This window comes from Stenotrophomonas sp. ATCM1_4, assembly GCF_004348115.1.
Taxonomy (GTDB): domain Bacteria; phylum Pseudomonadota; class Gammaproteobacteria; order Xanthomonadales; family Xanthomonadaceae; genus Stenotrophomonas; species Stenotrophomonas capsici.
Map to the genome: position 1 here is coordinate 3,916,228 of NZ_QPFB01000001.1, position 15,287 is coordinate 3,931,514.

Sequence of the window (15,287 nt, forward strand, 5' to 3'; positions counted from 1 at the left end):
TCGAGCATAAGTGCCGCCCGCGCCGGCACAAGGGCCGTGCGACGAAACCCCGGAATCGGCGCCTGAACCCGGCCGCCGGCGGAGCGACCCCGTTCAGGCCGCCGACCGGGCCTTCTCGTAGCGCAGGTCGCCGTCGTCCAGCGCGGCCACCACTTCCCAGCCATGGCGGCGGTAGAAGCCATTGGCACGCACGTCCTCGTGCCCGTCGGTGCCCAGCCAGATCCGCGCATGGCGCGCGAACAGCGCCTGTTCGGCCGGCCGCGGCACCGCCGTGCCCAGCCCCTGCCCCTCGAAGCCGGGCTTGACGAACACCGCGAACAGGCAGGCATCGTCCAGGTCGACCATCGAGAACGCCACCGGCTGGCCCTCCACCTCCGCCAGCCACGCGCAGGGCGCGGCCGCGAGCATTGCGGCAAGCACGTCGGCATCGATGCCCAACTGCGCCATCTGCTCGCGCGAGAGATGGTTCTGGGTGACGCTGGTGCGGATGTCGAACAGCGCCGGGACATCAGCAACGGCGGCCGGCCGCACGGTGAATGCCATCGGGTTGCCCTGCATGTGCGTTGCCTGCTTCACTCGCGCCGCGATTGCCAGTTGGCCGGCAGCTCCCATTGCACCAGCGCATTGACGCAACGCCCCCACAGCCGTTGGCCATCCGGGCTCCACTGCAACTGGTTCAGCTCATCGCAGTGGGCATCGTCCGCACGCAGGCTCAGCGAACGACCACTGTCCAGGTTCCACAGCACCGCGGCCACATCGCCCGCCGTCGTGCCCAGGGCCAGCAGGCGGCCGTCCGGCGAGCCGGCGGCAACCTTGAGCGAGTCCCGCCCCGGCAGGGTCAAGGAGTAGCGCACCTTGCCGCTGTCCACGTCGACCACATGCATGCCCGGGTTTCGGCGCTCGCCGTCCATCAACACGAAGCCAACCGCGACCCAGCGCCCCGTGACTGAGCCGAACGGCTCGGGCGTCCATTGCGCCATGCCGATGTCATCGAACGGGTCCGCCGAACCGAAGCGCCGTGGCAGTGGCAGCACGCGCAGCACGCGGCCGGTGCCGCCATCAAGCTCGGTGAGGCCAAATACATCCTCGACCCAGGGATTGGCCATCGGGCCATCCCATTGCACGGGCTTGGACTGCGCGTTGCCGGGGAAGTCGCCGCGCATCACGTGCTGGCGGGGCGCGGCGAACTGCTGCGCGTACTCCCAACGGGCACCGTCGGTGGTCGCGGCCTGCACCGGCGCCCACAGCTTGAACGTGTCGCGCTTGTCCACGTAGTCACGCAGGTACGCCAGCGGCACGCCGTTACCGTCGTGGAAGTAGCGCACGTAGCTGTCGCCGAGCACGCCCTTCTGGTCGAACGCCAGCGGATGCGTGCTCAGTGACCGGGCCACCGTGTCGTAGCGCATCACCTGCCCATCCACCAGCAGATGGGCCACCTGGCCGCGCGCGTCGGCGGCCAGCAGCCAACGGTTGGCGTGCGGTTGCGGTGACGTCCACAGCGTGCGCGGCGTGGCACCGTCGTCGGGCCGCCAATGCATCAGGGTGAACGGATATCGCTGGATCAACAGCACGCTGCCATCGGCCAGCACCTGCATGCCATCGGCATCATAGGTCTTGAGCGAGGCCACCCGCTCGATGCGCAGCACGGCCTTGGCATTGAGCGTTGCCGCATCGGCGTCAGGCAGCTTGCGCTGTGGCTCGGCGATCGTGACCTGCGGCTGCGCCGCCGCGATCCACTCCGAGGCACCGGTACCGATGCGCATGCGTGCCCCGGGCAGCGCGCTCAACGCCTCGTATATCGGGTTGAACGCCTGCTCCGGCACGCTGCTGCGCTGCAGCCGCGCCTGCGGCCCGGTACTGAAGATGTTGGCGTCAGCCAGCGCGCGCAGCTGCCCGACCACGCCACCGCCGGGATTGGGCCAGTCATCGCTGCGCCACACGGTCACCGCCGTGGCCGGTTGCCCCATCACCGCATCAAGCTGGGTCACGCGCACGTTGAGCGTGCTGGTGCTGCGCCCCATCGCCCCGTGCCGTTGGGTGATGCGGCCATCCCAGTAGCTGAAGGGCTGCTGCAGGTCCGGCATGCGTTCACCGTGTCCCTCGAAGCGGAACTGGCGCTCAAGCCGCGCCATGCGCCCGGGGATTTCCGATTCCAGCAGCGCACCGTCGCTGACGTACTGCTGCAGCTCGGGCAAGGCGTAGCGGCGCAGGTAGTCGCGCGTGAGTTCGGGCCGACGCGCCAGCAGGACATCGCCCCAGCCCTGGCCAATGCGTGCCACCAGGTTGTGGTTGTCTTCCCCGGCCACGGTTCCCAGCGGTTTGAGCGTGGCCTGCACCACCGGCAACACCTGCGCGTAGGGCAGGTCCACGACCATCTGCACCTGCGCCAGGCGCTTGCCTTCGCGGGCCAGCTGTGGGGAACGCAGCACGGAGGGAAGTCCGTTCTCGACGGCACCGGGGTCGGTGGGAACCACCTGCCAGTTCGGCGGCAAGGCCGCGGCGTTCGCCCATCCTGCGCTGCCCATGGCAAGCAGCCACAACGCGCGTTTCCATCTGCCAGCGTCCGCCATCCGTGTTCCCTTGTCGCGATAAGGCCTGACCTTAAGGGTTGGGGTGGTGACGGGGGAATCAATGGCCGTGATTGGGGTGCCCTTGGGTGCCCAAAGCCCAATCCCCCTCCCGTTTCCGGGAGAGGGGCTCAGGGCGTGCGTTACCTGCGCTCGGCCGCGCTGGCATCGCGCGTGGCGCGGAATGCCTCTTCCGGGCTCCAGTTCGGCCAGTCACGCGAATTGGCCAGCTTCTCGCCCAGGGTGTAGACCACTTCCAGGTCACGCACCGCGCCGGCGAAGGTCCAGTCGGCCTGCCATTCGTCGCCCTGCTGGTGGTAGCGCTTGGCGGTGTAGTCGTCGGAGGCCTTCTTGCCGGCTTCCACGCCACCATCGATCCAGTCCTGGCCGGCCGAATACGACAACGCCGGCACGCCACGCTTGGCGAACGGGAAGTGGTCGGAGCGGAAGAACAGGCCCGCCTCCGGCTTCGGGTCCGGCGTGTAGTGCAGGTCCCATCCCTTGGCCACGTCCTTGAGCTGGTCCAGCAGTTCCATCTTCGCCGAACCGTAGATGCCGAAGTCACGCGACGGGCTGTACGGCGCCATGCCGTCCATGTTGATCACCGCCACCGTCTTGGACAACGGGTACAGCGGGTTGCTGGCGTAGTACTCCGAGCCCAGCAGGCCCTTTTCCTCGGCCGTCACCGCCAGGAACACCACCGAGCGCTGCGGCTTGGGCTGCGTGGCGAAGCCGCGGGCCAGCTCGACCAGCGCGGCGGTGCCGCTGGCGTTGTCCATGGCACCGTTGAAGATGCGGTCACCGCGTGCATCCGGCTCGCCCACGCCGATGTGGTCCCAGTGCGCGCTGTAGATCACCGTCTCGTCCGGGTGCGTGCTGCCTTCCAGCCGCGCCACCACGTTGTGCGAGGTGATCACCTCGTTGTGGACCTGGTAGTTGGCCGAGAACGTCTCGCCCTTGATCTCCACCGGCTGGAAGTCGCGCGACTGCGCCTGCTTCTTCAGCGTTTCGAAATCCAGGCCGGCGCGCTTGAACATCGCCACCGCCAGGTCACGCTGGATCCAGCCTTCCAACGCCGGATGCGCCTCGGCGGGCTTGTCGCGCACCACGTCGAACATGGTGTTGGTGTTGGAACCGGCCACCGTCGCCCAGCCGTAGGACGCCGGTGCGGTTTCGTGGACGATCAGCACGCCGGCCGCGCCCTGGCGCGCGCCTTCCTCGTACTTGTAGGTCCAGCGGCCGTAGTAGGTCATGCCCTTGCCGTCGAAATCACCCACGCCGGTCTCGAAGTCCGGGTCGTTGATCAGCACCACGGCGATCTTGCCCTTCAGGTCCACGCCCTTGAAGTCGTCCCAGTTGCGTTCCGGCGCCTTGACGCCGTAGCCCAGGAACACCAGCGGCGCGTCGGTGATGGCCACCTGGCTGTCGCCATTCATCGCGGCGCGCACGGCGATCTCCTGGCCCTGGGTCAGCGCCTGCGGCGTGCCCTGGCCGGTCAGCGTGAGCTGCGGCTTGCCGACGATGTCGCCCTTGAGCAGGGGCACGGCCTGGGTCCACAGGCGCTTGCCGTCCTTCAGGTCGCCGCCCGGCTGCAGGCCCGCGTCGGCGAACTGCCGGCTCAGGTAGGCGATGGTCTTTTCCTCGCCCGCCGAGGCCGGCGAACGGCCTTCGTAGGCGTCGGAGGAAAGCTCCTTCACGTCGGCCGAAATGCGGGCGCCGTCGAACTTCGGCGGGGCGGCCATCAGGGCCGTGGATACCGACATCGCCAACAGGCTGATTACTACACGCTTCACGCTGCACCTCCAGTGGTCAGACAACCTGTGGAGTGTAGCCAGCGCCGGGCAGGCTGGGGCAGTGCCCTTTTACACGGCCGCCGCCCGGGACAGCAGGACCTCCCGTTCCCGCGCGTTGCCGCTCAATTCGGCGGCCAGTTCGAACGCGACACGCGCCTCCGCGGCGCGGCCCAGCTTGTCCAGCAGGTCCCCGCGCACGGCCGCCAACGGGGCATAGCCCTTCAGCCGGGCATCGCCGGACAGGGCTTCCACCAGCGGCCAGGCGGCCTCCGCTCCGCGAGCCTGTGCAATGGCGACGGCGCGGTTGAGTTCGATCACCGGCGATGGCGTCACCTGGCCAAGCCTCGTGTACAGCTCGGCAATGCGCTGCCAGTCGGTCTGTTCGGCGCGCCGCGCGCGGGCGTGGCAGGCGGCGATGCCAGCCTGCAGCACGTAGGCATCCTCGGCACCGCCGAGCGCCTCGGCCGCGTCCAGCGCCTGCAGGCCGCGCGCGATCTGCAGCCAATCCCAGCGGCTGCGGTCCTGCGCCGGCAACAGCACCGGTGCGCCGTCGGCGCCGGTGCGGGCACGCAGGCGCGAGGCCTGCAGCTCCATCAATGCGAGCAAGCCCAGCACCGCCACCGTGGATGGCAGCAGGCCGTTGAGTATGCGGACGAGCCGCAAGGCCTCCTCGCACAGCGCCGGGCGCATCCAGTCCTCGCCGCTGCTGGCGGCATAGCCCTCGTTGAAGACCAGGTAGACCACCTCCAGCACCGACTGCAGGCGGGGCTGCAGGTCCTGGCGACGCGGCACCTCGAACGGCACCTGGCGCTCGGCCAGCAGGCGCTTAGCACGCACGATGCGCTGGGCGATGGTGGCCTCCGGCTGCAGGTAGGCGCGCGCGATCTCGGCCGTGCTCAACCCGCACAGCAGGCGCAGGGTCAGCGCGACCCGGGCCTCGGCCGGCAGTACCGGGTGGCAGGCCACGAACACCAGCCGCAGCAGGTCGTCGCCGAAATCATCCAGGTACTCCCTCGCATCCGCCCCCATGGTCGGCTCCTGCAGCTCGTCCGTCAGTTCGGCCTGCACGTGCAGGCGCCGTTGTCGCAGGCGGTCGATGGCGCGGCGCTGGGCGGTGGTCATCAACCACGCGGCGGGATTGTCGGGCACGCCGTGCCGGGGCCAGTGCTCGAGCGCGGCCACCAGCGCGTCCTGGGCCAGCTCCTCGGCGCTGTCCAGGTCGCCCAGCATCCGGGCAAGGCGCGCGACCAGGCGTGGCGATTCCATCCGCCACACCGTGTCGAGCCTGCGCTGGAGTTCGGCATGTTCCATCAGGCCGCGATCAAAGCACCCGCCGCCGCGGCCGGCAAGCGCCGGGCCTCACACATTCACGAACGGCTTGAAGCCACCCCAGAACATGCGCTTGCCATCGAACGGCACGTTCTGCGCGTTCATGCCGGCCAGGCGCGGATCGGCCATGGCCTTGGCATTGACGCGGTCACGGTGCGCGCGCGAGCGGAACAGCACGTAGGCGAACACCACCACCTCGCCGGGCTTGAGCTTGACCGCCTGCGGGAACGAGGTGTGCTTGCCCGGCTTGACGTCATCGGCCACCGCTTCGAGGTAGCCCAGCGCGCCGTGCTCCTTCCATACCTTGGCCGCCTTGCGGGCGATGCGCTGGTACTGGCCCAGCTTGTCCTGCGGCACCGGCAGTACATAACCATCGACGTAACTCATCGCGATTCCTCCACTGGGCTCAGTTGGGTTCACCGTCCATGAAGGCGATCTCCCACAGGTGGCCGTCCAGGTCCTGGAAGCCACGCTGGTACATGAAGCCGTAGTCGCGCGCCGGCATCGGCTCGCCGGCGCCGGCCTTCAGCGCCTTGTCCACCAGCGCATCCACGGCCGGGCGGCTGTCCGCCGACAGGCAGGTGATCACCGTCGTCTGCGCACGTGCGTCACCGACCGGAAGTGGCGTGAACGTCTTGAAGAATGGCTCCACCAGCAGCATCACGAAGATGCTGTCGCTGACGATCATGCACGCGGCGTTCTCGTCGGTGAACTGCGGGTTGAAGTGGTAGCCCAGGGCACCGAAGAAGGCCTTGGAGGCCTCCAGGTCGCGCACCGGCAGGTTGACGAAGATCATCTGTGGCGTGGCCATGCTCACTGCCCCCCGTCCATCGGCTTCATGCAGTTGACCATCCACGGCTTGCCGTAGCGGTCGACCAGCATGCCCCAGCGGTGCGCCCAGAAGGTCTCGCCCAGCGGCATCTGCACCTGACCGCCATCGGCCAGTGCGGCGAACACGCGCTCGGCCTCTTCGATGCTGTCCACGTCGACGTTGATGGTGGTGGCGGCCTGCCCGTTTGCCGCGGGCCCATCGGCGGCCATCAGCACCGCGCCGCCGGCCTCGACCTGGCAGTGCGCCACCTGGTCGGCATCCGGGGTGAAGCCCCCGCAGCCCTCCATGTCCGAATCGGGGCCGGGTGGCATGTCGCCGTACTTCATCTCCGACACCACCTTGCCCCCGAGTGCCCTGGCATAGAACGCCATCGCTTCGTGGGTATTGCCGTTGAAACCGAGGAAGGGAATCAATCTCATGGTCGTGCTCCTGTCGTTGCGGGGTCAGTTGTGCTCGATGCGGTCACGCAGACGCTGCTCCTGCGCGCGCAATTCCGGGGTGAAGGCTTCGCCGAAATCCTCGGCCTCGAACAGCGGCCGGATCTCCACCTCCACCGCGCTGCCATCGGCGCTGCTGAACGGGGCACGCTTGAGCCATTCCACGGCTTCGTCCATCGAGCGCACCTGCCACAGCCAGAAGCCGGCGATCAGCTCGCGGGTCTCGGCGAACGGGCCATCGATGACGCTGCGGCGCGTGCCTTCGAAGCGCACCCGCGCGCCGCGCGCACTGGGGTGCAGGCCTTCGCCGGCCAGCATGATGCCGGCCTTGACCAGTTCCTCGTTGTAGGCGCCCATCGCCGTCAGCTCAGCCTCGGTGGGCATCACCCCGGCCTCGGTGTCGGCATTGGCCTTCACGATCACCATCACTTTCATCACCGTCTCCGTCGCCAGCCCCATGCCGGCTCACATCCACTACGACGAACCCGCGCGACAGGAATCGACATTGCGCGCATGGAAATTCCTGAACGTATTCATGCGGCACCGCAACAGCAGCGATGCGCGATGATGGGCGCTCCGGCCCCACCGTCCCCACCCGATGAAATACCTGCTGCTGATCTACATCGACCCCGATCTGGCCCAGGCGCTGCCGGCCGAGGAATACGACGCCTTGATGCGCGGTTGCCTGCGCCATGCCGACACCCTGCAGGCGCAGGGGACGCTGCTGATGTCCCAGCGCCTGCAACCGGTCGAACGGGCGCGCACGTTGCGCACGCGCGCCACGCAGGCGCGCGTGACCGATGGACCATTCGCCGAAACCCGCGAACTGCTGGCCGGCTTCAACCTGATCGAGGCCGTGGATGCCGAGGACGCCATGCGCATCGCCCGGCAATTCCCCTGGTCGGCCTACGGCAGCATCGAGGTACGGCCGGTGGATGACCTGGACGCCGAGCGGGTACGCCTCGGCGCCTGATCCCAGGCCTGGATGCGAACGCACGGACGACAACATGGATGTGCACGAAGGGCTCGACCGACGTCGGGCCCTTTCCTTTGTGCCCGCCTCCCCGCGGCGCCGTCTGCACGCACCCACGTCCAACTGTCCCCTTCAAACGCACGAACATCACGATTCCAGGCGTTTTCCTGAAAAACGCGGAGGTGCGGACAAACAACACCAACCACTTGTATTTCCTGGGATACGCACGCGCACCTTCCCCGCATTGATCCGAAGCGGTCCGTTGGGTGGCACGCCGCGCCTTGCCGCATTGCACTCTGCGAACCGCAATGTCACCGCCCCGCACGACAGGGCACCACGACAGAGCGCAACTTCTCGGGGATATACATGACGAGCTTCAAACACAACAACCACGCACTGAAGCGCACCACGTTGGCATTGGTACTGGGTACGAGCATCAGCGGCGCCTTCGCCCAGAGCACGACCGGCGCGCTGTTCGGACAGGCACCTGCGGCTGATGGAACAACCGTCACGGTCCAGAACGCTTCCGGCCTGCAGCGTACCGTCAGCGTGGACGCCAACGGCCGCTACAACCTCGGCACGCTGCCGGTGGGCAAGTACACGGTGAAGCTGGAGCGCAACGGCCGCGTGATCGAACAACGCCAGGATGTCCTGTTGCGGGTCGGCACCGGCACTGAAGTCTCTTTCCGCGACGACGGCGCCATCACGCTGGACGCGGTGAGGGTCACCGCCGCCAACGTGCCCAGGATTGACGTCTCCACCTCCGTGGCCAAGTCCGTCATTACTTCCGAGCAACTGGACGTGCTGCCACTTGGACGCACCGCCGAAGCCATCGCCCTGCTGGCGCCCGGCGTGATTGCCGGCAGCAGCGCCTTCGGCAACGGCTCGCGCTCGGTGCTGTCCTTCGGCGGCTCAAGCGTCAGCGAGAACGCGTACTACCTCAACGGCTTCAATGTCTCCAATCCGTACAACGCACTGGGCGGCGCCAGCCTGCCCTACGGCTCGATCGACCAGCAGGAAACCTACACCGGCGGTTACAGCTCGCGCTATGGCCGCTCCACCGGCGGTGTGCTCAACCAATTGGGCAAGCGCGGCACCAACGAATGGCACTTCGGCTTCCAGACCACCTGGTCGCCCAAGTCACTGGCGGCCTCGCCGCGCGATGTCTGGTATCCCAACGATACGCTGCCTCCCGGCTCCGAATACGTGGACCCGAGCCGCCCCGGCACGCTCTACCGATCACGCGATGACGACACCTCCAGCTCCACCACCTACAGCGGATACGTCAGCGGACCGTTGATCGAAGACCGCTTGTTCGTCCATCTGGCGGCCGAATCGAACAAGCGTGAAGGCGCAAGCACCAACAGCATTGCCTCGACCACCCAGGCGCGCAACAACTACACCATCAGCACACCCAAGTTCTACGGAAAGATCGACTGGAACATCACCGACAACCACACGCTGGAGTACACCCGGTTCCAGAACAATGACCGGAGCAGCGGCTACTACACCGCATTCGACTACGAAGGCCTGCAGGGCGGCGAGCGCACGGGAACGTACCCGGACATCACCAAGCTCGAAGACGAGTACGACATCTTCAAGTACACCGGCTACCTCACCGACGACCTGACCCTGAGCGCGGTTTGGGGCCGCAGTGAACAGAAGAACCTGCAGTACAACCCGCTTGAATCCGACGACCCCTACCTGAGCGGGGTAACCCTGCAGGATCCGGCGATCACCGGTGGAACACCGATCCGCAATGGCCAGGCGGCGCGCGATACCAAGGCGCGCGACGCCGGCAGCAAGACCCGTGGCCTGCGCGTGGACCTGGACTACCGCATCGGCGACCACCAGCTGACCGCCGGCATCGACAACATGTACTACAACGGCCACAACGAAGGCCAGACCATCACCGGCCCGGGCTACGCGTGGTACTACTCGCGCATCGCGCCAGGCCAGTCGCCCAGCCCGGGCTTCAACATCACCCCACCCGGAGGGGACGGCTACTACGTCTACAAGTACATCTTCTCCACGACCACCAGCATGGCGGTGGAGCAGAAGGCCTACTACCTGGAAGACCGTTGGCAGGTCACGCCACGCTGGCTGCTGACCCTGGGCATCCGCAACGACAAGTTCACCAACTTCAACAGCGCCGCCCAGCCCTACGTCGAAAGTGGTGACCAATGGGCACCACGGCTGGGCGCCAGCTGGGACGTGTTCGGGGATGCCTCGTTCAAGGTGTTCGCCAACCTCGGCCGCTACTACCTGGCCTTGCCGAACAGCGTCGCGGTCCGCGGCGCGTCGGCCTCGACCTTCACCCGCGAGTACTTCACGTACACCGGCATCGACGCCAACGGCAATCCGACCGGGCTGACCCCGCTCGGTCCCGGCCCGGTGTCGACCAACAATGAGTACGGACAGACGCCGGACCCGGCCAACGTCGCCCCCACCGACCTGAAGTCGCAGTACCAGGATGAATTGATCCTGGGCTTCGAGAAGACCATCGGCCAATCCTGGAACAGCGGCGCGAAGTTCACCTATCGCCGCCTGCAGGCGGCCATCGACGATGTCTGCGACCCCGACCGCATGCTGGCGAAACTGCAGTCGACTGGCGTGGACACCTCCGGGTTGGAGGTTCCCGGCTGCGTGATCTTCAACCCGGGCGAAACCAATACGTTCCTGGCCACCCACACCGACGGCACCGGCTATACGGCATTCCAGATGAGCGCCAGCGACTGGGGCTTCGGCAACAATCAGGCCAGGCGTGACTATATAGCGGTGGATCTGTTCATCGAGCACCCGCTGCACAACAAGTGGTACGGACGCCTGGACTACACCTGGTCACGCAGCTTCGGCAACACCGAAGGCCAGGTGAAATCCGATATCGGCCAGGACGATATCTCCAAGACCCAGGATTGGGACTCGGCGCTGCTGATGGAGTACTCCGGCGGCTACCTGGCCAATGATCGTCGCCACCAGCTCAAGGGCTATGGTGCCTATCAGTTCAACGACGAATGGACCGCATCGGCGACGCTGCGCGTCATGTCCGGCGCGCCAAAGAACTGCCTGGGCTATTACGGCGCCGATCATGATGACCCGATCGGCTACGGCTCGTCGTATCACTACTGCGACGGCGTTCCGTCCAAGCCGGGCGATGCCGGCCGCCAGCCTTGGACCAGGCAGATCGATCTGGGGGTGATCTACCGGCCTGCGTTCGCCGACCACAAGCTTGCCTTCGGCCTGGATGTGTTCAACGTGCTCAACGAGTTGAAGCCGATCCAATCCGACGCGGTCTACGAGTCCGATCCCTACACGATCTCCAACAGCTACGACATGGAGACCTACTTCACCACGCCACGCTCGGTTCGCCTGACCGCGTCCTACGACTTCTAGGCATCGGCATCGCGCGATCCCGCGCTTGCGACGCACCTGAGCCCCAGCCTCGCGCTGGGGCTTCTTCTTGTCTGGCTTCCACCATGGAGCGGCGGGGCGGGCTCACCCGGTTTGCCGTTGGTTTCGCTTCCGGCATGAAGCACACCGACATATGGCCTGGACGCTTCAACCACGCCCGGATCAACAGCTGGGGGACTGGCTGGAAAGCACCAACAGCCAGGATGACATCGCCCCTCGGCCTTCGATCTGGCCGGGATTCCACACCTGCAACGCAGGCGTGGATGGCATCCCAGCTCGGCGGCACCGGCCCTACCCGCGGGCGCTGGACTTCAGTGCCAGCACAGCCTCCCCATGGGGGTGCTCAAGGCGGTTCCGCGCAGCTGGGCGCGTGCAAATGCTCCCCCGTGCCAAAGGTCACGCCATGACCTGACCCACTTGACCATCAACATATTGATTTAAAAGGACATTATTTTTTTTGCCTAAAAAATATTCACGAAGTATTAATTTTGAGTCGATTCAGTTGTAACGTCTGTTCACCGGGTGTTTAGGTTCCCGACTTGGGGCCCGCATCAGGAACAAACACAACTTCTGGAGAGAGCAGATGGTCAAGCGCAAGACGATCCAACGCGCAGCCCTCAGTGCTGCGCTGAGCCTGTGCATCGCTGGCGGCGCATACGCGCAGAGCACTACCGGCAGTATCCAAGGCAGCATCCCCGTCGAGGCCGGAACGGCCACCACCGTCCATGTCGCCAACAACAGCGGCTTCAATCGAACCATCGCGGCGGACAACAACGGTCGTTACACCATCAATGCCCTGCCCGTCGGCGTCTATACCGTGACGGTCAAGCGCGGCGACCAGGTCATCGGCACCCGCCAGGTACAGGTCATCGTCGGTTCTTCGGTGGATGGCTCATTCGCTTCTGCCGGCGGCGCAACCACGCTGGAAGCCATCACGGTCACCGCCACCGCTCCGGCGGCAATCGACCTGACCACCACCGACACCCGCACCGTGATCACCACCGAGCAGCTTGCGCGCCTTCCGCTACAGCGCTCGGCGGAGGCACTGGCACTGCTCGCGCCAGGCGCGGTGGCAGGTGCCGCCGGTTATTCCGCGCTCGCCGGGCTGGTCTCCTTCGGCGGCGCAGGCGTATCGGAGAACGCCTACTACATCAACGGCTACTTCAGCGGCGAGCCGGTTTCGAATCTCGGCGGCTTCTCGCTGCCCTATGGCGCGATTTCGCAGCAGGAAACCTACACCGGCGGCTACAGCGCAAAGTACGGCCGTTCGGCCGGTGGCGTGATCAACCAGATCGGCAAGCGCGGCACCAACGCGTGGACGTTCGGTGGGCAGGTGACCTGGGATCCCAAGTCACTGCGTGAGGACTACCGCGACCTCTACCTGCCAGACCAGAACCTGCCGGCAGGCTACGACTATGAAGATCCGGATGCCGCAGGCACGCTGTACTCCCGCGGCAAGGGCGAGAAGACCGACGTCACCACCTACAGCGCCTATGTTGGCGGCCCGATCCTGCAGGATCGCCTGTTCTTCTTTGTCGCCGGTGAAGCGCAGAAGACCAAGCAGGACACCAACTCGTCTTCGCTGGGATCGGCCCGCCGTACCTATGCCGATACGGACAACCCCAAGATCTACGGCAAGATCGACTGGAACATCACCGACGACCACCTGCTTGAAGCAACGTGGATGAAGGAGAAGAAGGACTACAGCGGCTATTACCGTGAATATGACATCGAGACAGGTGCCATCGGTGATCGTCTGGCGGTGACGCCGACCGAGCAGGAGCGCGACAGCGACTATCGCATCTTCAAGTACACCGGCTATCTGACCGACACCCTGACCCTCAGCGCCACCTATGGCAAGAGCCGCTTCACTGCTCGCGACACCCCTTACCTGCTGCCGGGTGTACCGCACATCGCCAATCCGACATTGCAGAACCCCGCCCTCAACGGTAACTCGCCAATCCGTAGCCGGCTGGCAGGCTACCAGGGTCGCGATGGCGTGAATGATACCCACGGCCTGCGTGCCGACCTGGAATGGGTGGTCGGAGACCACACGCTGAGCCTGGGCATGGACAACATCAAGTTCGAGGCCGACAACGAAGGTACGTCGCAGGAATCGGACTACTGGCTCTACCAGCGTGCCTCCAACCCCGCGAGCAATATCAACGCGGCCCTGGGCGTGGGCGCCCCTGGTGGTGCCGGCTACTACGTCACCAAACGCGACTACTTCACCAACACCAGCATGTCGCTGGACCAGAAGGCCTGGTACCTGGAGGACCGCTGGCAGGTCACTGACAGCCTGCTGTTGACCCTTGGCCTGCGCAATGACGAGTTCACCAACAAGAACAACTCCGGCGCCACCTACATGTCCTCCAAGGACCAGTGGGCGCCGCGCCTGGGCTTCAGCTGGGACGTGATGGGCGATGCTTCCCTGAAGGTGTTCGGCAACGCCGGTCGCTACTACCTGGCCATGCCCAACAACGTGGCCATCCGTGGCGCCTCCGCCTCGACCTTCACCAGTGAATACTTCACTTACACCGGCATCGATGCAAACGGTGCTCCGACCGGTCTCACCCCAGTCGGGGGTGTCAACGGCGCACCGCCTCCGGGCGCGGTCTCTTCGAACGGCGAATACGGCACCGCGGTGGACGTTCTCTCCTTCGCGCCTTCCGATCTCAAGAACATGTACCAGGATGAGTTCATCCTTGGCTTTGACAAGCAGCTCAGCGAGAAGTGGGTGGTCGGAGCGAAGCTGACCTACCGTGACCTGAAGTCCTCGATCGATGACGTCTGCGATCCGTATACCTTCATGGAGGTGAACGGGCTGACCCAGGTCGGGACCAAGGAAGGCAAGTACATTGCTTCCACCGGCAACGGCCAGCACGTCGAGATTGCCTCCTGCTACATGTTCAATCCGGGCGGCACCAACACCTTCAGCCTGGCCAATGTCGACGCCGCCGGGAACCATGTCGGCGGCCGTACCGATTTCCGCATGTCCTCCAGCGACTGGGGCTTCAAGGATGGCTTGAAGCGCACCTACAAGGCCATCGACGTGTACGCCGAACACCCGTTCGATGGAACCTGGGAAGGCCGCGTCTCGTACACCTATTCCAAGAGTGAGGGCAACAACGAAGGCCAGGTGAAGTCGGAGTTCGGTCAGACCAACATCTCCAAGACGCAGGACTGGGATGCATGGCAGATGATGCAGTTCGCCAACGGCTATCTCGCCAATGACCGCCGCCACCAGCTGAAGCTGTATGGCAGCTACGCCATCACCCCGGAATGGTCGGTGGGCGGCAACATCCGCGTGCAATCGGGCACGCCGATCAGCTGCCTGGGCTACTACAACCCCGACGGCAGCATCGACGAAGGCTCCTCCGATGCCGACCCGATCGGCTACGACGCCGCGTACCACACCTGCTTTGGCTCCATCGCCAAGCCCGGTTCGCAGCGCACGCCGTGGACCCGCAGCATTGACCTGAGCGTCAGCTATCGACCGGCAGCGTTCCTCGATGGCAAGCTCGGCTTCAGCCTGCAGGTCTTCAACGTGCTCAACGAAGGCAGGCCGTTGCAGGTGGATGTGACCTCCGAGACCGGCCCGTACACGGTGTCCAACACCTACCTGCTCCCGCAGGCACGGCAGACACCTCGTTTCCTGCGCTTCGCGGCAACGTACGACTTCTGATCGCAGACACCGCGTAGCGATCAGATCCTCAGCGACAAGGACCCCGGCTTCGGCCGGGGTCTTTGCTTTTCGTAACCCGACGGCACTTGGGAACACCTTTACGCGCCCCTCATACACCCATTCAGCTGTCAGCAAACCTTAACTTTCCTTATAACTCAATAAGTTAAATTTAGTTTCAGCTGATATTGCAAAACTTGTCAAAAAGAAATTAAGATTTCGTTCAGTTGTCACGGTGGTTTCACCAGAAACAGCTAGCGAAT

11 protein-coding genes are annotated in these 15,287 nt (G+C 65.3%); 3 read left to right on the top strand and 8 right to left on the bottom strand.

Features of this window, described 5'->3' with window-relative positions; genetic code table 11:
* Positions 1–93: 93 nt before the first annotated feature.
* The 8 genes from ATCM_RS17865 to ATCM_RS17900 form a co-directional block, all read right to left on the bottom strand.
* Complete coding sequence (locus ATCM_RS17865; RefSeq protein ID WP_207911831.1) at positions 94–558, bottom strand: GNAT family N-acetyltransferase; 465 nt, start codon at positions 556–558, stop codon at positions 94–96.
* Positions 559–572: 14 nt separating this feature from the next.
* Entirely contained in the window at positions 573–2,540 is a 1,968-nt protein-coding gene (locus ATCM_RS17870) for a WD40 repeat domain-containing protein (protein ID WP_132865819.1), read from the bottom strand.
* 170 nt (positions 2,541–2,710) lie between these two features.
* Complete coding sequence (locus ATCM_RS17875; protein WP_132865820.1) at positions 2,711–4,360, bottom strand: M28 family metallopeptidase; 1,650 nt, start codon at positions 4,358–4,360, stop codon at positions 2,711–2,713.
* Positions 4,361–4,429: 69 nt separating this feature from the next.
* Positions 4,430–5,671, bottom strand: coding sequence for a sigma-70 family RNA polymerase sigma factor (locus tag ATCM_RS17880; protein ID WP_132865821.1), 1,242 nt, complete (start codon positions 5,669–5,671; stop codon positions 4,430–4,432).
* 48 nt (positions 5,672–5,719) lie between these two features.
* Complete coding sequence (locus ATCM_RS17885; RefSeq protein ID WP_132865822.1) at positions 5,720–6,076, bottom strand: DUF1428 domain-containing protein; 357 nt, start codon at positions 6,074–6,076, stop codon at positions 5,720–5,722.
* A gap of 19 nt (positions 6,077–6,095) precedes the next feature.
* Positions 6,096–6,506 carry a VOC family protein gene (locus ATCM_RS17890; protein ID WP_132865823.1) on the bottom strand — a complete coding sequence of 137 codons (411 nt, stop codon included), beginning with the start codon at positions 6,504–6,506 and terminating at the stop codon, positions 6,096–6,098.
* Positions 6,503–6,940 carry a VOC family protein gene (locus tag ATCM_RS17895; protein ID WP_132865824.1) on the bottom strand — a complete coding sequence of 146 codons (438 nt, stop codon included), beginning with the start codon at positions 6,938–6,940 and terminating at the stop codon, positions 6,503–6,505. Before ATCM_RS17895 ends, ATCM_RS17890 begins: the two co-directional genes overlap by 4 nt.
* A 24-nt stretch (positions 6,941–6,964) precedes the next feature.
* Positions 6,965–7,393, bottom strand: a complete 429-nt coding sequence (locus tag ATCM_RS17900; RefSeq protein ID WP_132865825.1) for a YciI family protein — start codon at positions 7,391–7,393, stop codon at positions 6,965–6,967.
* A gap of 163 nt (positions 7,394–7,556) precedes the next feature.
* Here ATCM_RS17900 and ATCM_RS17905 point away from each other — a divergent pair, with 163 nt between their 5' ends.
* From ATCM_RS17905 to ATCM_RS17915, 3 genes are all read left to right on the top strand, one after another.
* The gene (locus tag ATCM_RS17905) at positions 7,557–7,931 is read left to right on the top strand and encodes a YciI family protein (RefSeq protein WP_132865826.1); all 375 of its coding nucleotides are present in this window, start codon (positions 7,557–7,559) and stop codon (positions 7,929–7,931) included.
* A gap of 366 nt (positions 7,932–8,297) precedes the next feature.
* Positions 8,298–11,324, top strand: coding sequence for a TonB-dependent receptor (locus tag ATCM_RS17910; protein ID WP_132865827.1), 3,027 nt, complete (start codon positions 8,298–8,300; stop codon positions 11,322–11,324).
* A 601-nt stretch (positions 11,325–11,925) separates the two neighbouring features.
* Positions 11,926–15,027, top strand: a complete 3,102-nt coding sequence (locus tag ATCM_RS17915; protein WP_132865828.1) for a TonB-dependent receptor — start codon at positions 11,926–11,928, stop codon at positions 15,025–15,027.
* Positions 15,028–15,287 lie beyond the last annotated feature (260 nt).